This window comes from Dysgonomonas mossii DSM 22836, from assembly GCF_000213575.1.
Lineage (GTDB): Bacteria > Bacteroidota > Bacteroidia > Bacteroidales > Dysgonomonadaceae > Dysgonomonas > Dysgonomonas mossii.
In genome coordinates this window covers 17,941-35,164 of record NZ_GL892014.1, presented here as the reverse complement: position 1 = coordinate 35,164, position 17,224 = coordinate 17,941, and the positions used below count along the sequence as shown (strand labels likewise).

Genomic DNA, 17,224 nt, shown 5'->3' with positions numbered 1-17,224 from the left:
ATGCTCATCAATACCTGTTAGAGCATTATCAAGAGTTTGATTTTATTTGGTGTTCACCTCCGTGTCCTACGCATTCGATAATCAATTTTACGCTAAACTCTATCGGTGTCGTTCGCTATCCAGATATGACGCTATATCAAGAAATAATATTATTACAAAAGTTTTTTAAAGGTAAGTATTGCATTGAGAATGTGAAACCGTACTATGAGCCGTTAATAAAACCTCAAGCATCGGGTAGGCATTACTTCTGGGCTAACTTCCAGATACCGCCATTGGTAAACAGGATAAAGCATCAGGATATGAACGGTACTAATGGGGGGGGCAATAAACAGAAAGCTAAACAGCTTTTAGGATTTGATCTATCAAAATATGATTGTCCCAAAAAAGAAAAACTACTCCGCAATTGTGTAGATCCTCTTATAGGCAAAGCAATCTTAGACAAGGTACTTGAAATAGAATCACACAATCAAATCAAGCAAGGCGTATTATTTTAAAACAGAGAAAGATGAAACTAGAACCAAGACATATAGTTGGCTATTTGCCACATAAATTAATGGTGCATCACATTGAAAGGAATATCAATGGGTACATAGCAGTATCAAAGGATTATTTTAGAGATTATTGTGAGCAATATTGGACTGCCGATTCAGTGCTTTTTAATATTGAAAAATATAAACCCCTTCTTCGACCTCTTTCCTCACTCTACACAGAGATAGACGGTATGGTTGGGATCGTGGAGTTGGCGAAGATGCTTAGCGGGACGGTATTAGTCGATAAGATAGATGGCTGTTGTACAAACCTGTCATACTTCAAATGTACGTTCGAGGATGGATTTGAGGAGCTTATAATAAACGAAAATTGCGAGGGTTGGTACAGGTCTTATTTTGACAAAAATCAACCGAGCACAGGTCGTAATGTGATTAATCAATTTGAAGTATTTCAATACCTCTTTTCGCATCACTTCGATGTATTTGGCTTAATAGACAAAGGACTAGCAATAGACAAAACAAAAATAAAATAATCATGAGATCAGATTTATTAAAACAGATATTAGAAACAGATCATACTTATTGGGTTGTATCTAAAAAAAACACGGCAAATGAGTATTGTAGGACAGTGCATAAAGATGATTCTATATTATTCATAGCAATACCGCAGAACGTAAAAAGAGGATTGAAATATGAGGAAATAACACTTAAACAATTTGATGAATTAAAACATTCATACATAGATTCCAATATATTTCTGAGTCCTGAAAACTATCCACCTTTTCAGCTTTATATGTCTTTCTCTAGTTTGCATGACGGCTTTCCTGTGACCATTAATAAGATTAATGAATTTATAATTAAGGCTATTGAACTAAAATCTACAAACATATACAGGATTAAAGAATTGCATGATAAATATTTAGAAACAAAAATAAAATGAAACGGAAAGATGTAATCGCATGGTGGTCGGGGGGGGTAACTTCTGCTGTAACTTGTAAGCTCTGTATTGATTTATATGGAAAAGATCGTGTTCGGATTATATTTATAGACACTAAGAACGAACATGATGATACTTATAGGTTTCTACGAGATTGCGAAAAATGGTATGGACTACCAATAGAAACAATATCTAGTCAATTTGAATCAATAGAGGGTGTCTGGCGAACATATTTATCCTTAAACACCGCTCATGGTGCTATCTGTTCTACGGTTTTAAAACGTAGAGTTCGTGAAGATTGGCAAACAAATAATACTTGGATGCATCAAGCGTTCGGCTTTGATTTAAAAGAAGCTCATAGAGCCGTTTCTATGACGATCAACAACCCAAAAGTAAAAGCTATATATCCTCTCTTACTCTATGGTTTGCTAAAAAAAGATTGCGTTAAGATACTCGAAGATGCTGGTATAGTTCTTCCTGCTCCATATTTGAACGGATACGAAAATAACAATTGCGACAAAACAGGATGCGTTCAGGGAGGTATCGGATATTGGCAGAAAAGACAGCGTGAGGAATACGATAAATTTTATCGAATGGCTATGAGAGAGCATGAACTTACGAATCTGAAAGGTGAACCGGCAACCATATGTAAAGACCAGAGTAAAGAAGCTAAAGCAAAAGGAGGATATGTTCCTGTATTCTTATTGCCACACCCAGACTATCCCGATGTAAAAGACATTTCAATGTTCAAAGGTCGGGAGCCAGAACCACTAACCGAATGTAACGGATTTTGCGGTCTTGATGATTTAAAAGTCTATTTTGAAAAAGCATCTAAATCAAAACAAACATCATTACAATTTTAAAACAAAAATTAAATAGAAATGGAATTTAAAGGAACAAAAGCTAAAAAAGTAATACTGGAAGAACTTGAAGAGCAAGGACACCCAGAAAGAGTTGAAGATGTAATATTTTGGGCATTAGAATACTACTGCGAGCATAACAAAGGAACACATGGGTCTGCAATCGCTTATTATATAAAAGAAAGGATATTGGAAGAAGAAGCACTCGGAAAGGAGGCAGACGATGAGTAAGGAAGACCACGTTCTAAACCATGTTAGGAATAACTTAAAATCAATACAAAATCTTATAGAGATGGAAAAATTAGAAGTGTTTACCATCCATGAAGTACATTTTATGATATCAGAATATTTAAAGATAAATGAAGACTTATTAAAAAGTGTTAGCCATGAGTAACCTATACAAGATATTAGCCCTAATGCCAATCGTAGTAATATTATCTTGTTTCTTATATCAAGAGCGCAAGAATCTTGAAATAGCAGAGAAGATACACTACATGGATAGTCTGGAGATAGATCGTAAAGATAAGCGTATCAAAACGCAGGACTCGATTATAGACGCTCTCTATTACCTTAAAGTAACCAATATTACAATAATAGAAAAAGATACAGTAGTGAGCCATGAGTAAAGAAATAGATCACGAATATACTTACAATTTAGTTTGTCCTTATTGTGGATATGAAGATACGGACGCATGGGAATTATCAGATAATGAAGGCGAAACATATTGTAGCAGATGTGGTAAGCAATTTGCCTACATACGGAATCTAATCATTAGTTATTCAACAAATAAAATTAAGCCATGAGTAAAGATAAAGCAGAAGAAAAGGCAAATAACGCTCAACTATTCTTAATCGAGAATAAACTAAATGACTTAGTCATAAGCCCTCTATGGTGCAAGGATAAAGTATATGTTTCAGATACATTAATGAAATATACCGAATCTCTTTCCACCGAGAACGCCCAACTAAGGGAGGCGTTGAGAGAGATAATCAAAGAGTGTGAAGAATGGGTCGCACCCGGTGCAGAAAATTCGAACAATTGTGAAAACAATCATTACGTAGAAATAGATGATTTAAAATCACTTATTACCAAAGCCAAAACTTTAATAGAATGAGAAAGATAATATTCAGAGGAAAACCTAAATCGGGTTATAATTACGGAAATGGTTGGTTGTATGGAAGTCTTATACAGATTGATGAAAACAACTATGGAATAGTAGAATTATCAGATATAAGCTATGATGAAAACGGATATATTGATTATTCACATACTCCTGTTATTTCCGAAACAATCGGTCAGTTCACAGGCTTAACCGACAAGAACGGAAAAGAAATATACGAGGGGGATATAATACAAGACAATAACGGAATTGGTGTGATAATGTGGTTTCAAACGTCATGGGGTATTGCATCATATGCGTATGGTTATGATGGATTAAAAAGTTATACGGCGGTAGATTCATTTTATAGCAAAGAGACTAAAGAATGGGCTGTTATCGGCAACATTCACGACAACCCCTCATTACTAAAATAAAGAATAGAAAATATGAAAGACTAGTTTGAGAGATTAGAAAAAGGCGAATCTATAACATTTCCAAAGATAAATTTCATTCCGATAATCTGGCAAAATCGGCTAGATCGAGATTACGAAAAAGGTTCGTCATTGGATTTTAAGGTAGATGGGAAATGGCTAACAGTCAAAGCAAATAAGCTGATTAAAAAGGAGTTTATCAACGAACTAAACAAGGAATAAGATGAAGGTTTATACAAATGATATTTACCCATTTACAATATGGGTAGAAATAAGTGAAGATAGGAATAACACCCTTAATCGTTTTAGAAATTATTATACGGGCAACCCTATCGCAGATGTTCCATTAAGAGATTTTGTAGAGCCTGTAGAAGAAATATCAACAGGACTTTGGGGAGTGCTAATAATATTCACAGACGAAAGTAGATTGAGCCACAAAACAGTGACACATGAGGCTATTCACGCTACTGGTTATTTATTAGACCAGATAGGTGATGAAATAAACGGAAAAGAGACTTCTGCATATTTAGCGGGATATATAGCTGACTGCCTCATTAAAACTATAAAAAATAAACAACTATGATACACATAACAGATAAACACATAGCCGTAGAGATACCAGAGGATGCCTGTAATGTGCAAATATCAGATAACGGATGCTTTTCATACAAGACGGTTATCAATGAGTACAGAAGCTCATATTGCATTACATCTGGATTTAATAATCATTCTTTAGTCGGCGTTACTCCGCTAACAGAACAACAGATACATGGTATAGTAGGAAGTTCATTTACTAATGAAAAAACATATTGCAGATGCTTCGATAGGTTGTATTATTTGCATAAAGTATCACCCAAGGACAGATGGGATGATATACAACGACTAAAGAGACTAGACCCTAACAAGAAGTATGCAATTATTAAAATTGAAAAGGACAAATAACATGGTAGAAGTAAAGCCAAGCTGTAAGACATGCTCTCTATGCACTGAATTTGAAGATAAGTCTTATCAAGATGAAGTATGGTGCGATTTTCACCAACAGCCTAAATTTAACGATGATATTTGCGATACTTATATTAAAAATAATGAATCATGGAAGAAATAAAACAACTGATAAAATGAAAAATAAAGAAGATATAGCAATTGCAGTCTGGTGTAGACAATATTTGTATTTTAATTACCTATTATCAGAGGCGGAGAACGATAAGGTCCATAAGAGAATAAGTAAAGATCAGGATAAAGGGAAGATCGGAGTAACGGAAGAAGATTTAGATTCTGTAGGACTTATATATAAATCAACTAAAGACAAGCGCCATGGTTAATATAGATCAATTAATAGAGGAAGAATCGAATAAATATGTATCATCTACAGCTCTGATTGAGTTGGGTAGATTCTGCTACGAAGGAACTGTAACAGAAAGAGAAGCGGAAGATATGATAGAAACAGCAAGCCAAGAATCGTTTCAAACTGGTGCAAGATTCGTCCTCTCCAAGTGGCAAGAAGCTGAAAGGTGGAGAAAGGTAGGAGAGCATAGACCTGCAGTTGACGAACACTTAATGTACTCTTATACTTGTCTTGTAAGGCTCGAATTTGGTGCTTATGCTATAGCTGTATATCATTCATGTGGTGCATGGATGGAATCAGGCACAGAGGAATATCTAGATACAGTAATCGAATGGAAACCCATATCATAACATAACGGAAAGAAGATGAAAGTATACATATCAGGCCCTATTAGCGGGTTACCTTTAGAAACTGTCTATAACAACTTCACTAATGCTGAAGTACGACTTTTAGAACAAGGATATGAGGTCGTAAATCCTCTTAATAACGGACTGCCCACAAATGCAACATGGAACGAACACATGAGAGCCGATTTAAAGCTATTGCTTGATTGTGATGCTATATACATGCTTAATGGATGGGAGTATTCAAAAGGGGCTAGTTTAGAATATGATTTAGCTATTGATTTAGGCTTTAAACTTATTCATTTCTGACATTTTTTAAAAATATTCCCGGAATAAATATCAAAAGTGAGGGTTCGTCAACGGGCCAGTACAACAAAATGTAACAAAATGAAAGATAAATTACTTAAAAGAATCAGAGAGAACTGGTTTATAGGGATCTCCGAATCAGAAACGTATATTCTAGTTCAGAAGAAAGGACTTGATGCAGGTGAGTTTTGTGTGTCACGTGAATTTTATATTCACATACTAAAATTATATGGACTGTGTAGTGATATTTCATGGTTTATAGCCTATAGGCATTTTTCAAAACTAAGAAAACGAAAATATCACAGAAATAGACAAAGAATGAGACAGAGTCTTCTTAATAAAATTAGTAGATAAAAGAATATGACTTAGAATATTAAAAAACATGTTATAAAACATACTAAAAAACGCACTAAATATTTGCATGGTACGAAAAAACGCATTATCTTTGTTATATAAAAATAAAACAAATAACAAAGATTATGATACTAACAGATAAAATAGGCAAAGTTGAAACAGATGAGAATGACATATTGATGGTTTTAGGTTCTTGTGGTAAAATATATTTTCATCAAAATGAATATGAGGTTTCATTTTACGAAGGTAAATTTCACTATGAAATAGAAGATAGTTTGTTTTCAAAAAAAGTAGAACTTAAAAAATTAGAAAATATTGATATTAAATCACAAGCTATTTTCGAACAAGAAAGAGAAAATCAAAGGAATTTATTATAAATAACAAAAGTTATGAGCCAGTATTACAATATAAAAGGGTTGAAGGTGAGAGTTTCGGATCACGAACCTAACGAACGCCTGAGAGGCACAAGCGATATAGAACTATACGTAAAGAGTGCCGATAATCAATTACTTTCAATTGAAAGGCAGATAGAATATATCTGCGAAAGAAGAGATTATGATATAGCAGACTTTCAAGAAATAATAAACGACTGGAAAGATGGTAGCTATGATAAAGATATCTTTGTTTTTAAAAATGAAGACGAGGGGGAAGAACAATCAAATGATGGACGTATAGCCGAAATGAGAATAAATAGGAATAATGCTAATGAGGATAAGCTAAGAGGATATACACTAAGCCGTTTCGCTTCACACGAAGAAATAAAATCGTTATCCGAAAATACTGGTGTATCGCAAAGTTTTATAAAAAAACATTTTAATATAAGATGAAGAAATTATCTTATGAATGGTTTTGCGAAAAAACTGGTAAATGTTCGGTTTTTAAAATGCCGTGTGAAGATTGTGATAGATCATGCCCTAATCTAATAAGAGTCTCTTTTGGTATGGGTATGACAAGAATGTTAAGAGAAAAAATATTTTCTCGAGACAAACTATGTTTAAAATGTGGATCAAAGGATAAATTAACCATTGATCACATTAGACCTATATCTCGTGGTGGGTCTAACGATGAAAGTAATTTACAGACATTATGCCGGGATTGCAATGTTGAAAAAGGAAATATGATAATCGATTATAGAAAAAATGGATAAAAAAAGTTATAGAGAAGTCATAGGCGAAAGGCTTAGGACTTTTCGCGAAGAAAGAGGGTTGTCAGCTTATCGTGTGGCTCAAAAGGGTAATATAAGGATAGACCAGGTAAATGCTGTGGAGCTGGGCGAAAAAAATTATACAATAGATGCTTTTCTCGGTTATATATCTGGTAGTGATTTGTACATATATTTTGCAGAAAAAGACAATACAGATGATACTCACGATCTTGGAGAAATGATAACCAAAGCAATAGATAATAATCCGGATAATTTATAATAATAATTTTTTAATAATTTATTAAAAGAGAGGCTTTATGTTTCTCTTTTTTTATTTATAAGATGGCAAAACGAAAAGGAAGCACAGGTATAGAAGTAGCCTTAAGATATAAGCGTTTTTCTGAATTAAGAAAGCAAGGTCTAAAAGTAGAAGACATCGGAAAGATGGCCGGATACAATCATGCAACAGTATCGTACGGAGTAAAGATGTACAACAAGAACCAAATCATGTACGATAAGATAATAGAAGCGAATAAACATCAACAAAACAAAAAGGCAACCCCGCATTACTAAGGTTGCCTTCTTTTTAATCTTAACTTAAAACAAAAAGTACTCTGCAATACAAAGTTAGTAATAATTTAAATTGCAGAGTATATGGAAACCGTTAAAATTCAAGAGAAAGGATTACTTCAAAAGAGAATTACCGACCTAGAAAACTACCAAATACAATTAGACAAACTTCGTGAAGTAGAGAAGATAGTTCTAAGGTCAGACTTAAAAGACATAGATACTATTTACAAAGTGTATGATTGGGTAACTCAATTATGTAACGAACGAGAAGAAATAAATAATTTCAGATACGACACAAAACACTACTTCTTAATTATTGCTGCCTTGCTTTATTCACCTCGAATATTCGCAGGGCAATTTCTTGAAAGAGGAAAGAGGGACGTTATCGCAGATGTCCTAAACTTATCACCTTCTCATATTTCAAATAGTTTGCGTTCTGTTTGCTCGTGGTATAAGTTCTACAAAGACTTTCAATCATCACTTGACTACCTTTATAGTGAGATATTAGATAGAATTGATTTATACGGACTGAAATAATGCAAGAAGATAACGAAATAAAACTTACGGCAAAACAAGAGAGATTTTGTTATGAGTATTGCATTGATTTTAATGCAACACAAGCAGCTATAAGATCAGGTTATAGTGAGAAGACAGCCTTTACTATAGCATCCGAGAACCTTAGAAAACCTTACATTCTAAATAGAATTAAGGAAATGCAAGACAATCTTGCTCAGACGGCGGGTATATCTGCTTTAAGAGTTATAAAAGAGCATGAGAAGATTGCTTTTTCATCGATAGCTCATTTGCATAATACTTGGATTGAAAGAGTAGAATTAGAATCATTGACAGATGAGCAAAAAGCATGTATCAAAAGTATATCTACTAAAGTCATAAAAAAGAATATAGGAACTTATGATGAGCCGGATATTGTCGATGTGGAATATGTAAAGATTGAACTATACGATAAGCAAAAGAGTCTCGACAGTATTAATAAGATGCTTGGATTTGATGCAGCTACTAAGGTTGAAATGGATGCTAATGTTACAGTTAAACCAATGACAAAAGAACTCGCAAGAAAGATTATAGATGAACTCGGCGATTGATGGAAATACAATGATGCAGGCTTATTGCACTAAAAGTGTACTAAACTCTACAAAATACTTTTTCTTACGTAACAATAAGAAGAAATTCATTGTCGCCGAACATCACGAAAAGATCGCTAAGGCTTTAGACGATGTCATAGATGGAAAGATAACTAAGCTAATAATAAACGTACCCCCTAGATATGGGAAAACAGAGCTTGCGGTAAAGAACCTTATAGCTTACGGAATAGCTTTAAACCCACGTTCTAAATTTATACATCTTTCTTTTTCTGATTCTTTGGCTATTGATAATTCCGAAGAGGTAAGAGATATCGTTAAGAGCGAGGCATATCAACAGCTATTCCCATTTGTAAAAGTTTCTAAGTCTTCCGATTCAAAGAAGAAATGGGATACAACTGCTGGCGGTGGAGTATATGCGACATCAACAGGAGGTCAGGTTACAGGGTTCGGAGCCGGGGAGATTGACGAAGAAGACGAAGAAACAAGCGACTTGATTAAAGAACTTTGTCAAGAACTCGACACTATGCCTGTTTATGAAACTGAGAAGTTCGCAGGAGCAATAATAATTGACGACCCGCTAAAGCCTGAAGATGCACTATCTGATCTGGTAAGGGAGCGAGTAAATAAAAGGTTTGAAAACACTATACGAAGCCGTGTGAATAGCAGAAATACCCCTATAATTATAATTATGCAAAGACTGCATGAACATGATTTATGCGGATATCTTATAGAACAAGAGCCTGACGAGTGGACGGTGTTGTCTTTGCCTGCTATCCACATAGACGAGAACGGAGACGAAAAACCATTATGGGAGCATAAGCATACTATCGAAGAGTTAAGAAAGATAGAACGTAATGATCCTTATGTATTCGACACACAGTATATGCAAAATCCTACTCCTATAGAGGGGTTAATGTATAGTACGTTTAAAACATACGAAACAATACCATTCACAAAAAAAAGATTAAAACGAAATTATACAGATACAGCAGATACAGGATCTGATTATCTATGTTCTATATGTTATGATGAAACCGAAATAGGTAATTTCATTACAGATGTAATTTACACATCTAAACCAATGGAATATACAGAGCCTAAAACTGCTGAAATGTTAGCTAAGAATATGACTGAAATTGCATTCATTGAAAGCAACGGTGCAGGTAGGTCATTCGCAAGAGCCGTAGAAAAACAGCTTCGTATAATAGGAAATAATTATACTAAAATAGAATGGTTTAATCAATCTGAAAATAAACAAGTGCGAATATTTACCAAATCAGCAGAAGTAAGCAATATTACATATTTTCCAAACGATTGGGAAAGGAGATGGCCTGATTTTGCTAGTCATTTGAAATCATACAGGAAAGAGGGCAAAAATAAGCATGATGATGCCGAAGATGCTTTAACAGGGACTGTAGAAATGAGAGGCAAATCGGTAAGCATTGATTTAACAGGAGTTTTCCACTAAAAACGAATATATGACATTACAAGAGATACTATCACAAGAAAATATAGCCGATAAGATAAAACTTATTAAACAGGCTAGGAAAACACCCATAGTTGAAGTAGAGCAGTTAAAAAAAGATTGGGATCCGATGCTTCACGATGTCATGGATAAGAATTTACGCCCTGATGAGATAAAAGTTATCAGCCCGGAAGAAAGAGATCCTTTGACAGGTAAAGTAACAAAGATGGCCATAACCAAAGAAGAGCCGGTTAATCGCATTCCGTTACCACTCGAGCAAGATATAGTCAATATTCATACTGCTTTTACGGTTGGTACAGAACCAAATCTAACTTGTGAAACCGATGATAACAAAGAAAAAGAGCTTTTCAAGGTTGTTAAAACTATCGACCGAAAGAATAAAGTTAAGTATCTAAATAAACGCATCGTTCGTTCATGGTTAGCGGAACAAGAAGTTGCTGAGTATTGGTACACTGTTGAAGATAAAAGCTTTTGGAAACTGATACTGAATAAAGTAAAATCTGTTTTCGGTATTAAGACAAATGCTACACGTAAATTCAAATGTGCTGTCTGGTCGCCTTTCCGTGGTGATACTCTTTGGCCATTCTTTGATGATGCCAATGATTATAAAGGGTTAGGACGTGAATATATGATCAAGCAAGCTGATGGCACTACTATTAATTACTTTCAGTTTGTAGATGATAATTCAGTATATCTATGGGTGCAAAATGGTGCTGACTGGTCTAATGCTCCGGGGTATCCATTTAAGCATAATTTCAAAAAGAACCCAACAATATACTCATACAGAGAGAAATCATTATGCGCTAAGATAAGACCTATAAGGAATAGGTTAGAAACAATAATATCTAACTATGGAGATTGTATTGATTATAATTTCTTTCCTAAGTTGGTTGCAACCGGTAAAGTTATAGGCAATAATCCGAAGGCAGCAAGAGGGGGGTTAGTAGAACTAGAGAATCAAGGAGACTTAAAATATCTTTCATGGCAGCAAACACCAGAGGCTGCAAAACTAGAAATAGATACACTTACAGAAAATGCTTATTCCCTCACAAATACGCCTCGTATAAGCTTTGAAAACTTACAGGGTATGGGGAATGCTTTCTCTGGTGTAAGCTTCAAATATGCTTTTATGGGTGCTCACATGGCAGTAGAAATGCACGCTGAGACATTAGGAGAGCATTTGCAAAGGCGTTATAACTTTCTTGTCTCTGCTATCGGATCGGTTAATACTGCTTATGCTGATGCCTCTGAGACTATAGATATAGATGTTCAGATTGTCCCTTATATGATCGATAGTACTTCTGACAAGATTAAAAATGCTGGTGATGCTGTTATGGGTGGTATAGCATCACGCAAGACAGGGATTATACTTGCAGGACTTGTTGAAGAGGACAACGTGGATCAGGAACTTTTGGATATTGAGGAAGACGAAAAGAAGAAAAATGAAGTAAGCAATTACCCTATAGGAGTATAACTAAAATTTAAAAATTATGAGAATAACAGTAGATACAGAAAAGAAAAGTATTATAGTATGGGAAGATGCAAGTATTAAAGAGATTATGGATTTCCTAGAGTCAGCTTTTCCTGATTCATGCGAAGAATATACCATAGAAAGAACAGTTACAGTAGAACAGGTTAATAAGCCTATTACTCCAATCATTTTCCCTCCAAGTATATTCCCTACAGTTAGACCTTGGGGTACTGAAATCATATATTAAGCTAAATAGCCAATGAAAGCAATCCTAAACTTTCTACGCTATCTATATCACAGAGAGAATAGACCAACGAGAAGATTTAAGAGTGGTAAACGAAAAACAATATAACAGTATGATAGACATAATAATTGAGCAAGACATAGCTAAAAATCGAATTCAGATATTTGCATGTGAAATGACATTTGAAGGGCGGTGTATAATTGGATATGATGGAGAAAAGATAGTCAGAACACACTTGAAAGGTGATGAGATGATGGCAGAATCTGCAAAACCTCTTTTGTCTATGCCATACGATCTTGGGGGCATGATTATAGAACTGCTTGCTAAAAAATATAATCAAGCAAATAACAAATATGAAAAAAGCAATGATTTTGTTGTGGGTAAACTAGAGGCGACAGAAAAACATTTGGAGGATATGCGAACCATTGCTATGAAAATGATAGATTTAAAGTAATAACTATGGAACTTACAGATTTGCAATTTGCAGTACAGCAACAAAACAAGATAAATGAACTTCAGGAAGGCATATCTAACATATGTATTGCAATACATAAGCCTGAAAATTTCTTCGTTAAGACAGGTAATGAAGAAATAGGATTCATTCTTGAAGCTATTATAAGCATGAAAAAGGAACTTAAAGAGCTAAGAGAGTTTAAAGAAAGTATCAATAAAGTAATACCGATTAACGATCACGCAAATGCTTGATTCCATATATAGTAATTTAGCTGAGACAGTACTTTTACTTCTTGTCATTCGTATGGCTATTGATGCGATAGTTTCGAATATAAAAAAGAAGAAATGAGAACCGAAACCGTAAAGGATATAATAGAATTATTTGATAGTGCCGACATAATGATGGCTTATCACGATATGCTTTGCGGTGATCTGATTGCTGAAGGTTGTTCGAGGGTTGTCTATGAATGTGATTACGATAAATCATGTGTTGTAAAAATACACAAGAATGTAGACCGGTTGCCGTCTGATAATATCCTCGAATGGGAGTTATGGGAAATGGTAAAGGGCATGAATAATGATGTTCCGAAGTGGTTTGCACCTTGTGTAAGAATCTCCGAAAATGGACGCATACTTATTCAAAAGAAAACAACGCCACTTACTGATAAGCAATGGAATAACCTAAAAGAGATACCTACATATCTATCAGATGTCAAGAAAACGAATTTTGGAATGTATAAAGGTCATATTTGCATGCATGATTATGCTTTTACGCTGTATCGATTAGGTATTAGCAATAAGATGCGTAAAATATCAAAAGAAAATAGGATAAGGTCATGAAAAAAGGACTGGCCTTGAAATGCGGTAAAGCTACTACTAATTAGATGTAAATATCTGTAAATCAAACATTGTATAACTGGCCTGATTATGAACAAATACGACTCCCAATATCGCCAAACCCAAATAAAGATACTAAAAGACCTAGAAAATATCTATGGTGATTTAGTAGACGAACTATTGGGGGTTGCTTCTTTTCTTAGCATTTCGGATAAAGAGTATTTCTTATTCAAGAATTACCATTCAATCAAGAACAAAGCAGACGATTTAATCAATAAGCTAAAGTTATCAGTCAACATTTACATAAATAATAAGATTACGGACGTATGGGGGCTGTCAAATCAAAAGAATGATGCTTTAGTAGACCAACTATTCACTCAAAGGGATAAAGTCGCTCCAAAGGCTTTAAAATCGCCTAACATAAAAGAACTAGAAGCATTCAAGCAAAGCAAGATTAAAGGCCTCACGTTATCTGATCGTGTTTGGAGTTCAAATGCTAACTTAAGAAGTGAACTAGAATCGGCTATATCCGCAGCTATCGAAAAAGGGAAAAGCGCAAAATCACTCGCAACCGACATTAAGAAGTACCTTAATAAACCCGATATGCGTTTTCGTAAAGTTCGGGATAAGTTCGGTAATTTGGCACCATCTAAGAACGCATTACAATATTCACCAGGACAAGGTGTCTACAGAAGTTCTTATCAAAACGCTTTGAGGTTGGCAAGAAATGAGATTAACAGAGCATACAGAGAAGCGGAATACTTAAGATTTCAGCAAAACCCGGTAGTAATAGGCTATCGTATTCAAAATTCAAACAGGGTATCAACCGTATGCCCTATATGTAGTGCGATGAATGGTCTTGTATTCCCTAAGACGTTTAAATTTATTGGCTTTCATGTGCAATGCATGTGTGTCACTATACCTATACTTGCAACCGATGAAGAGTTTGACAGAATATTGGAAGATGAAAGATATTCTCCTATACAACCTGATATGCCAAAAGGATATTATGACTACTATGATAATAGAGGGGAGTTAAAAAAGAAATCATAGGATATTAGGCTATGTTTGTTTTCTTTATAATTTTTAATCCACTTCTTTTTAAAGGTACTAAGCAACCTATTTGTGATTTTATATGCGTCCATTCTTCTGTAACTAAAGCTCTCATGTTATGCGTAATAATAGGTTTTTTATCAAACAAATATTCGGATTGAGTTAAGGTTATACCGTTCCAGTACCAACCGTTTTCATATATTACAGAATATGTATCTTTATCAAATCCTGATTCTTCTTTAAACCCATTTTCTAAAGCGTAGGCTTTTATTTCTTCGTTAAAGTTTTTCATACTCATTTCTTTTTCATTTCATATACTGCACCGCAATTAGGGCAAGTGAATGTTTCTTCTTCATCAAATAACGCCCCTATTGGGACTTCAAGGAAGCTTGCGATTTTTGCAAGTTTCTTTATATCCAAAGATTCTGTTTTTAAGGATGTCGAAAACGAATCCTCCCTTACTCCTAAAAACTTAGCTAAGTCCTTCTGGGTTTTGCCTTTTTGTTTTAGAACTTCTTGGATTTTTAAGTACTTCTCCTTCTTTATCATATAAATGTATTAGTTTCATTTTCACCCTATAATCCAACTTGTCAGAATATATATGAACTAAAGTTCTCATATATGTACGTCTATGCAATATTAATAGCCGGTATGCGTCTAGCTTATCATGTCCATACACTTTCTTTGGAGATTCAACCAATGTACTATCCAAGAAATAATAGCCATACGTATCCTTCTTTATAGTGATCTTTCTCCTTAATGCTGAATTTATAATCATAGGCATATAGCAGCATGTAGATGGCGAGTATATTTTATCCTCAATACTAAATAAATCTTTATCCAGAGACCACCCATCCACATAATTCTTTTTATGCCATTCAGCAAAAGTAATAAAGTTATGCCATTCATCGCATACTGATACGCCCTTATATGCAACATTCTTTCCAGAATAGCAGCGATCTATCATATTCGCCCACACGCTATAAGAGCCCGACGATAAAGAATGGCTATACTCGTCAATAGAGGACGCTTTTATATACCCTACTTTAAATATGTATGGATTAATAATAACGTTCGTAACGTCATTTATAACAACACTCCTATAAAGATCTAAATCCACCAAATAGCATAAATGCGTATTAGCAACAGTCCTTTTTACGACCTTAAATCTTACGCCGTTTTTCGAAATAAAAATACGATCCATAACATCTGATTTATAATATTACAAAAATAGGCAATATTTACATAATATCAAAATAAAATTACATAATCTTTGGATATTGAATAAAGATATCTTATATTTGTGATGTAATAATAGCAAACAAAATATAACCATTAATAATTACAGATATGAAAGCAATAGATTCAGACAAAGTAAACTTCATCAAGAACTTAAATAAAGATGCTTATAGCCCTTATTCTTCTTATTGCAGACCTGAAGATGTATGTGAGGTTATCAGAATGAACTACAATCTATCTTCTAAAGATATGCCTAAGTTGATAAAAGTAGAAGGTGGTGAATATATGCTTTTCTTGACTAAGCAAGTAGGCGTAGTTGTTGATTTCGTATGTGTTCAAAAAGATGGCAAATTTGAGCTTCTTGAGATGAACCTAAAGGCATACAATGAGTATGAGAGATATATGAGCGAATTAATGGTAGCATAAAATAAACAGCCCCTTCGGGGGCATAATCATTAAAAAGAAATAATATGCAGATATCAGGGTGTATAATTCAAAGAAGGAATATAGACGAAAATACAAAGTCTGATTTTCATGCGACATATAAAGGTAAGGAAATAATAGTTTCTTCTAATCATGGATTGGGTGAAGCTGATAAATATTGGCTAACTCGATTTAATATTGAAGTAATAGATATAAAGACTGGACTTCGTGATGTTGATACTTACGAAGATTGTCATGAGATAAGAGACGCTATTCGTCATGCTTTAATAGGTGCTTGTTTAATAAAACCGTAATAGATGAAAAAGAAAAGCAACCGTGTAATTCTTAACAGAATAAAGAGAGGTAAATTCTGCTGTCCTGTATGTGGTGATTATAGAATAAACATATATGATCATCAAGTCGGTTATCCTGAAATATGGGTTGATTGGAATTGCAAAAATTGTGGTCAATGGGTTGGAGGCGCTGATAATTCCCTCCCTGCTCACATCACAGAATCAATGCGAGAAGTTCGGTCTATGAAAGATATTCGTAGAATGTTGGATATTTTAGTTTAACCTCCCCCTTATTAACAATAAAAGCAAAGACAATGAGAAAGATAAAATTCAGAGGCGTATTTAAAATCCGAGACAATGGCTATTACTCGGAAGAAGAAAGGAATTACATTGAGAGTAAACAGCATGAGGTATTATCTATCAGCATAGGTAGCCACTATACTATTGCATACCAAGATACGGTTATAACCGTATTCGAAATGTACTGCTCTAATTACGACCTTTTGCAGTTCACGGGCTTAACAGATAAGAACGGAAAAGAGATATATGAGGGCGATATAGTAAAACATCGATTCAAACGCCCATGGAAAACCGAATATCACGAATCTAAAGTTTACTGGAATCAAGTTTGGTGCTGCTTATATTTATTTGATGGTACATCTGACTATAGGATGCGAGACGACATAGAATATGAAGTTATAGGAAATGTATTTGGAGATGATAACCTCTAACATTTAATTGAA

35 protein-coding genes are annotated in these 17,224 nt (G+C 34.4%); 32 read left to right on the top strand and 3 right to left on the bottom strand.

The window, feature by feature from the left end; translation table 11 throughout:
• The 28 genes from HMPREF9456_RS16555 to HMPREF9456_RS16420 form a co-directional block, all read left to right on the top strand.
• Nucleotides 1-494: hypothetical protein (locus tag HMPREF9456_RS16555; RefSeq protein ID WP_006844726.1), on the top strand; the 494-nt coding region annotated here is incomplete at its 5' end.
• A gap of 11 nt (nucleotides 495-505) precedes the next feature.
• On the top strand, nucleotides 506-1,021 hold the full coding sequence (locus HMPREF9456_RS16550) for a hypothetical protein (protein ID WP_006844725.1): 516 nt from the start codon (nucleotides 506-508) through the stop codon (nucleotides 1,019-1,021).
• A gap of 2 nt (nucleotides 1,022-1,023) precedes the next feature.
• The gene (locus tag HMPREF9456_RS16545) at nucleotides 1,024-1,428 is read left to right on the top strand and encodes a hypothetical protein (protein WP_006844724.1); all 405 of its coding nucleotides are present in this window, start codon (nucleotides 1,024-1,026) and stop codon (nucleotides 1,426-1,428) included.
• Nucleotides 1,425-2,288, top strand: a complete 864-nt coding sequence (locus HMPREF9456_RS16540) for a phosphoadenosine phosphosulfate reductase domain-containing protein (RefSeq protein WP_006844723.1) — start codon at nucleotides 1,425-1,427, stop codon at nucleotides 2,286-2,288. Before HMPREF9456_RS16545 ends, HMPREF9456_RS16540 begins: the two co-directional genes overlap by 4 nt.
• Nucleotides 2,289-2,306: 18 nt before the next feature.
• Nucleotides 2,307-2,516 carry a hypothetical protein gene (locus HMPREF9456_RS16535; protein ID WP_006844722.1) on the top strand — a complete coding sequence of 70 codons (210 nt, stop codon included), beginning with the start codon at nucleotides 2,307-2,309 and terminating at the stop codon, nucleotides 2,514-2,516.
• 155 nt (nucleotides 2,517-2,671) lie between these two features.
• Entirely contained in the window at nucleotides 2,672-2,911 is a 240-nt protein-coding gene (locus tag HMPREF9456_RS16530) for a hypothetical protein (RefSeq protein WP_006844721.1), read from the top strand.
• Nucleotides 2,912-3,085: 174 nt separating this feature from the next.
• On the top strand, nucleotides 3,086-3,400 hold the full coding sequence (locus HMPREF9456_RS16525; RefSeq protein ID WP_006844720.1) for a hypothetical protein: 315 nt from the start codon (nucleotides 3,086-3,088) through the stop codon (nucleotides 3,398-3,400).
• On the top strand, nucleotides 3,397-3,819 hold the full coding sequence (locus HMPREF9456_RS16520) for a YopX family protein (RefSeq protein WP_006844719.1): 423 nt from the start codon (nucleotides 3,397-3,399) through the stop codon (nucleotides 3,817-3,819). Before HMPREF9456_RS16525 ends, HMPREF9456_RS16520 begins: the two co-directional genes overlap by 4 nt.
• A 220-nt stretch (nucleotides 3,820-4,039) precedes the next feature.
• Nucleotides 4,040-4,399 carry a hypothetical protein gene (locus tag HMPREF9456_RS16515; RefSeq protein WP_006844718.1) on the top strand — a complete coding sequence of 120 codons (360 nt, stop codon included), beginning with the start codon at nucleotides 4,040-4,042 and terminating at the stop codon, nucleotides 4,397-4,399.
• Nucleotides 4,396-4,758, top strand: coding sequence for a hypothetical protein (locus HMPREF9456_RS16510; protein ID WP_006844717.1), 363 nt, complete (start codon nucleotides 4,396-4,398; stop codon nucleotides 4,756-4,758). Before HMPREF9456_RS16515 ends, HMPREF9456_RS16510 begins: the two co-directional genes overlap by 4 nt.
• Before the next feature lies 1 nt (nucleotide 4,759).
• Nucleotides 4,760-4,921 (top strand): hypothetical protein, encoded by a 162-nt coding sequence (locus HMPREF9456_RS17315; protein WP_006844716.1) that lies wholly within the window; start codon nucleotides 4,760-4,762, stop codon nucleotides 4,919-4,921.
• 13 nt (nucleotides 4,922-4,934) lie between these two features.
• The gene (locus tag HMPREF9456_RS16505; protein ID WP_006844715.1) at nucleotides 4,935-5,138 is read left to right on the top strand and encodes a hypothetical protein; all 204 of its coding nucleotides are present in this window, start codon (nucleotides 4,935-4,937) and stop codon (nucleotides 5,136-5,138) included.
• Complete coding sequence (locus tag HMPREF9456_RS16500) at nucleotides 5,131-5,511, top strand: hypothetical protein (RefSeq protein WP_006844714.1); 381 nt, start codon at nucleotides 5,131-5,133, stop codon at nucleotides 5,509-5,511. Before HMPREF9456_RS16505 ends, HMPREF9456_RS16500 begins: the two co-directional genes overlap by 8 nt.
• Before the next feature lie 15 nt (nucleotides 5,512-5,526).
• Nucleotides 5,527-5,814, top strand: a complete 288-nt coding sequence (locus HMPREF9456_RS16495) for a DUF4406 domain-containing protein (RefSeq protein WP_006844713.1) — start codon at nucleotides 5,527-5,529, stop codon at nucleotides 5,812-5,814.
• Nucleotides 5,815-6,290: 476 nt separating this feature from the next.
• Nucleotides 6,291-6,542, top strand: a complete 252-nt coding sequence (locus HMPREF9456_RS16485) for a hypothetical protein (protein WP_006844711.1) — start codon at nucleotides 6,291-6,293, stop codon at nucleotides 6,540-6,542.
• Nucleotides 6,543-6,554: 12 nt separating this feature from the next.
• A complete protein-coding gene (locus tag HMPREF9456_RS16480; protein WP_006844710.1) occupies nucleotides 6,555-6,992 on the top strand; it encodes a hypothetical protein in 438 nt (145 codons plus the stop codon).
• Complete coding sequence (locus HMPREF9456_RS16475) at nucleotides 6,989-7,312, top strand: HNH endonuclease (protein ID WP_006844709.1); 324 nt, start codon at nucleotides 6,989-6,991, stop codon at nucleotides 7,310-7,312. The genes HMPREF9456_RS16480 and HMPREF9456_RS16475 overlap by 4 nt, the downstream gene beginning before the upstream one ends.
• Nucleotides 7,305-7,589: a helix-turn-helix domain-containing protein gene (locus HMPREF9456_RS16470; RefSeq protein ID WP_006844708.1), complete on the top strand. Its 285-nt coding sequence runs from the start codon at nucleotides 7,305-7,307 to the stop codon at nucleotides 7,587-7,589. The genes HMPREF9456_RS16475 and HMPREF9456_RS16470 overlap by 8 nt, the downstream gene beginning before the upstream one ends.
• A 62-nt stretch (nucleotides 7,590-7,651) precedes the next feature.
• On the top strand, nucleotides 7,652-7,882 hold the full coding sequence (locus HMPREF9456_RS16465; protein WP_006844707.1) for a hypothetical protein: 231 nt from the start codon (nucleotides 7,652-7,654) through the stop codon (nucleotides 7,880-7,882).
• A gap of 81 nt (nucleotides 7,883-7,963) precedes the next feature.
• Complete coding sequence (locus HMPREF9456_RS16460; protein WP_006844706.1) at nucleotides 7,964-8,416, top strand: hypothetical protein; 453 nt, start codon at nucleotides 7,964-7,966, stop codon at nucleotides 8,414-8,416.
• Nucleotides 8,416-8,982, top strand: a complete 567-nt coding sequence (locus HMPREF9456_RS16455; protein ID WP_006844705.1) for a terminase small subunit — start codon at nucleotides 8,416-8,418, stop codon at nucleotides 8,980-8,982. The genes HMPREF9456_RS16460 and HMPREF9456_RS16455 overlap by 1 nt, the downstream gene beginning before the upstream one ends.
• Entirely contained in the window at nucleotides 8,966-10,450 is a 1,485-nt protein-coding gene (gene terL, locus HMPREF9456_RS16450; protein ID WP_006844704.1) for a phage terminase large subunit, read from the top strand. Before HMPREF9456_RS16455 ends, terL begins: the two co-directional genes overlap by 17 nt.
• A 10-nt stretch (nucleotides 10,451-10,460) precedes the next feature.
• A complete protein-coding gene (locus HMPREF9456_RS16445; protein ID WP_006844703.1) occupies nucleotides 10,461-11,942 on the top strand; it encodes a phage portal protein in 1,482 nt (493 codons plus the stop codon).
• 16 nt (nucleotides 11,943-11,958) lie between these two features.
• On the top strand, nucleotides 11,959-12,186 hold the full coding sequence (locus tag HMPREF9456_RS16440) for a hypothetical protein (RefSeq protein ID WP_006844702.1): 228 nt from the start codon (nucleotides 11,959-11,961) through the stop codon (nucleotides 12,184-12,186).
• Between the two features lie 109 nt (nucleotides 12,187-12,295).
• Complete coding sequence (locus tag HMPREF9456_RS16435) at nucleotides 12,296-12,637, top strand: hypothetical protein (protein WP_006844701.1); 342 nt, start codon at nucleotides 12,296-12,298, stop codon at nucleotides 12,635-12,637.
• A 5-nt stretch (nucleotides 12,638-12,642) separates the two neighbouring features.
• Nucleotides 12,643-12,888: a hypothetical protein gene (locus HMPREF9456_RS16430; RefSeq protein ID WP_006844700.1), complete on the top strand. Its 246-nt coding sequence runs from the start codon at nucleotides 12,643-12,645 to the stop codon at nucleotides 12,886-12,888.
• Nucleotides 12,889-12,981: 93 nt separating this feature from the next.
• Nucleotides 12,982-13,476 carry a hypothetical protein gene (locus tag HMPREF9456_RS16425; protein WP_006844698.1) on the top strand — a complete coding sequence of 165 codons (495 nt, stop codon included), beginning with the start codon at nucleotides 12,982-12,984 and terminating at the stop codon, nucleotides 13,474-13,476.
• 87 nt (nucleotides 13,477-13,563) lie between these two features.
• Nucleotides 13,564-14,526, top strand: coding sequence for a structural protein (locus tag HMPREF9456_RS16420; protein WP_006844697.1), 963 nt, complete (start codon nucleotides 13,564-13,566; stop codon nucleotides 14,524-14,526).
• Between the two features lie 4 nt (nucleotides 14,527-14,530).
• On the opposite strand, the gene HMPREF9456_RS16415 is transcribed toward HMPREF9456_RS16420, so the two are convergent.
• From HMPREF9456_RS16415 to HMPREF9456_RS16410, 3 genes are read right to left on the bottom strand one after another with little or no spacing between them, the layout of a single operon-like run.
• Nucleotides 14,531-14,818 (bottom strand): hypothetical protein, encoded by a 288-nt coding sequence (locus tag HMPREF9456_RS16415; protein ID WP_006844696.1) that lies wholly within the window; start codon nucleotides 14,816-14,818, stop codon nucleotides 14,531-14,533.
• Nucleotides 14,819-14,820: 2 nt separating this feature from the next.
• On the bottom strand, nucleotides 14,821-15,075 hold the full coding sequence (locus HMPREF9456_RS17150; RefSeq protein ID WP_081462100.1) for a helix-turn-helix domain-containing protein: 255 nt from the start codon (nucleotides 15,073-15,075) through the stop codon (nucleotides 14,821-14,823).
• A complete protein-coding gene (locus HMPREF9456_RS16410; RefSeq protein ID WP_006844695.1) occupies nucleotides 14,999-15,730 on the bottom strand; it encodes a hypothetical protein in 732 nt (243 codons plus the stop codon). Before HMPREF9456_RS16410 ends, HMPREF9456_RS17150 begins: the two co-directional genes overlap by 77 nt.
• Nucleotides 15,731-15,876: 146 nt before the next feature.
• Here HMPREF9456_RS16410 and HMPREF9456_RS16405 point away from each other — a divergent pair, with 146 nt between their 5' ends.
• From HMPREF9456_RS16405 to HMPREF9456_RS16390, 4 genes are read left to right on the top strand one after another with little or no spacing between them, the layout of a single operon-like run.
• Complete coding sequence (locus tag HMPREF9456_RS16405) at nucleotides 15,877-16,191, top strand: hypothetical protein (RefSeq protein WP_006844694.1); 315 nt, start codon at nucleotides 15,877-15,879, stop codon at nucleotides 16,189-16,191.
• Nucleotides 16,192-16,235: 44 nt separating this feature from the next.
• Nucleotides 16,236-16,502: a hypothetical protein gene (locus HMPREF9456_RS16400; RefSeq protein ID WP_006844693.1), complete on the top strand. Its 267-nt coding sequence runs from the start codon at nucleotides 16,236-16,238 to the stop codon at nucleotides 16,500-16,502.
• Nucleotides 16,503-16,505: 3 nt separating this feature from the next.
• Entirely contained in the window at nucleotides 16,506-16,763 is a 258-nt protein-coding gene (locus HMPREF9456_RS16395; protein WP_006844692.1) for a hypothetical protein, read from the top strand.
• 32 nt (nucleotides 16,764-16,795) lie between these two features.
• Nucleotides 16,796-17,212 carry a YopX family protein gene (locus HMPREF9456_RS16390; protein WP_006844691.1) on the top strand — a complete coding sequence of 139 codons (417 nt, stop codon included), beginning with the start codon at nucleotides 16,796-16,798 and terminating at the stop codon, nucleotides 17,210-17,212.
• Nucleotides 17,213-17,224: the final 12 nt, after the last annotated feature.

Bases quoted from the DNA above. Each gene is read 5' to 3' on its own strand.
- HMPREF9456_RS16475 (WP_006844709.1), top strand. From the start codon at position 6,989: ATGAAGAAATTATCTTATGAATGGTTTTGCGAAAAAACTGGTAAATGT.
- HMPREF9456_RS16420 (WP_006844697.1), top strand. From the start codon at position 13,564: ATGAACAAATACGACTCCCAATATCGCCAAACCCAAATAAAGATACTA.
- HMPREF9456_RS16545 (WP_006844724.1), top strand. From the start codon at position 1,024: ATGAGATCAGATTTATTAAAACAGATATTAGAAACAGATCATACTTAT.
- HMPREF9456_RS16535 (WP_006844722.1), top strand. From the start codon at position 2,307: ATGGAATTTAAAGGAACAAAAGCTAAAAAAGTAATACTGGAAGAACTT.
- HMPREF9456_RS17315 (WP_006844716.1), top strand. From the start codon at position 4,760: ATGGTAGAAGTAAAGCCAAGCTGTAAGACATGCTCTCTATGCACTGAA.
- HMPREF9456_RS16410 (WP_006844695.1), bottom strand. From the start codon at position 15,730: ATGGATCGTATTTTTATTTCGAAAAACGGCGTAAGATTTAAGGTCGTA.
- HMPREF9456_RS16465 (WP_006844707.1), top strand. From the start codon at position 7,652: ATGGCAAAACGAAAAGGAAGCACAGGTATAGAAGTAGCCTTAAGATAT.
- HMPREF9456_RS16440 (WP_006844702.1), top strand. From the start codon at position 11,959: ATGAGAATAACAGTAGATACAGAAAAGAAAAGTATTATAGTATGGGAA.
- HMPREF9456_RS16480 (WP_006844710.1), top strand. From the start codon at position 6,555: ATGAGCCAGTATTACAATATAAAAGGGTTGAAGGTGAGAGTTTCGGAT.
- HMPREF9456_RS16395 (WP_006844692.1), top strand. From the start codon at position 16,506: ATGAAAAAGAAAAGCAACCGTGTAATTCTTAACAGAATAAAGAGAGGT.
- HMPREF9456_RS16550 (WP_006844725.1), top strand. From the start codon at position 506: ATGAAACTAGAACCAAGACATATAGTTGGCTATTTGCCACATAAATTA.
- HMPREF9456_RS16430 (WP_006844700.1), top strand. From the start codon at position 12,643: ATGGAACTTACAGATTTGCAATTTGCAGTACAGCAACAAAACAAGATA.
- HMPREF9456_RS16515 (WP_006844718.1), top strand. From the start codon at position 4,040: ATGAAGGTTTATACAAATGATATTTACCCATTTACAATATGGGTAGAA.
- HMPREF9456_RS16540 (WP_006844723.1), top strand. From the start codon at position 1,425: ATGAAACGGAAAGATGTAATCGCATGGTGGTCGGGGGGGGTAACTTCT.
- HMPREF9456_RS16460 (WP_006844706.1), top strand. From the start codon at position 7,964: ATGGAAACCGTTAAAATTCAAGAGAAAGGATTACTTCAAAAGAGAATT.
- HMPREF9456_RS16470 (WP_006844708.1), top strand. From the start codon at position 7,305: ATGGATAAAAAAAGTTATAGAGAAGTCATAGGCGAAAGGCTTAGGACT.
- HMPREF9456_RS16485 (WP_006844711.1), top strand. From the start codon at position 6,291: ATGATACTAACAGATAAAATAGGCAAAGTTGAAACAGATGAGAATGAC.
- HMPREF9456_RS16520 (WP_006844719.1), top strand. From the start codon at position 3,397: ATGAGAAAGATAATATTCAGAGGAAAACCTAAATCGGGTTATAATTAC.
- HMPREF9456_RS16510 (WP_006844717.1), top strand. From the start codon at position 4,396: ATGATACACATAACAGATAAACACATAGCCGTAGAGATACCAGAGGAT.
- HMPREF9456_RS16435 (WP_006844701.1), top strand. From the start codon at position 12,296: ATGATAGACATAATAATTGAGCAAGACATAGCTAAAAATCGAATTCAG.
- HMPREF9456_RS16525 (WP_006844720.1), top strand. From the start codon at position 3,086: ATGAGTAAAGATAAAGCAGAAGAAAAGGCAAATAACGCTCAACTATTC.
- HMPREF9456_RS16405 (WP_006844694.1), top strand. From the start codon at position 15,877: ATGAAAGCAATAGATTCAGACAAAGTAAACTTCATCAAGAACTTAAAT.
- HMPREF9456_RS16500 (WP_006844714.1), top strand. From the start codon at position 5,131: ATGGTTAATATAGATCAATTAATAGAGGAAGAATCGAATAAATATGTA.
- HMPREF9456_RS16495 (WP_006844713.1), top strand. From the start codon at position 5,527: ATGAAAGTATACATATCAGGCCCTATTAGCGGGTTACCTTTAGAAACT.
- HMPREF9456_RS16445 (WP_006844703.1), top strand. From the start codon at position 10,461: ATGACATTACAAGAGATACTATCACAAGAAAATATAGCCGATAAGATA.
- HMPREF9456_RS16425 (WP_006844698.1), top strand. From the start codon at position 12,982: ATGAGAACCGAAACCGTAAAGGATATAATAGAATTATTTGATAGTGCC.
- HMPREF9456_RS16390 (WP_006844691.1), top strand. From the start codon at position 16,796: ATGAGAAAGATAAAATTCAGAGGCGTATTTAAAATCCGAGACAATGGC.
- HMPREF9456_RS16400 (WP_006844693.1), top strand. From the start codon at position 16,236: ATGCAGATATCAGGGTGTATAATTCAAAGAAGGAATATAGACGAAAAT.
- HMPREF9456_RS16530 (WP_006844721.1), top strand. From the start codon at position 2,672: ATGAGTAACCTATACAAGATATTAGCCCTAATGCCAATCGTAGTAATA.
- HMPREF9456_RS16455 (WP_006844705.1), top strand. From the start codon at position 8,416: ATGCAAGAAGATAACGAAATAAAACTTACGGCAAAACAAGAGAGATTT.
- terL (WP_006844704.1), top strand. From the start codon at position 8,966: ATGAACTCGGCGATTGATGGAAATACAATGATGCAGGCTTATTGCACT.
- HMPREF9456_RS16505 (WP_006844715.1), top strand. From the start codon at position 4,935: ATGAAAAATAAAGAAGATATAGCAATTGCAGTCTGGTGTAGACAATAT.
- HMPREF9456_RS16415 (WP_006844696.1), bottom strand. From the start codon at position 14,818: ATGAAAAACTTTAACGAAGAAATAAAAGCCTACGCTTTAGAAAATGGG.
- HMPREF9456_RS17150 (WP_081462100.1), bottom strand. From the start codon at position 15,075: ATGATAAAGAAGGAGAAGTACTTAAAAATCCAAGAAGTTCTAAAACAA.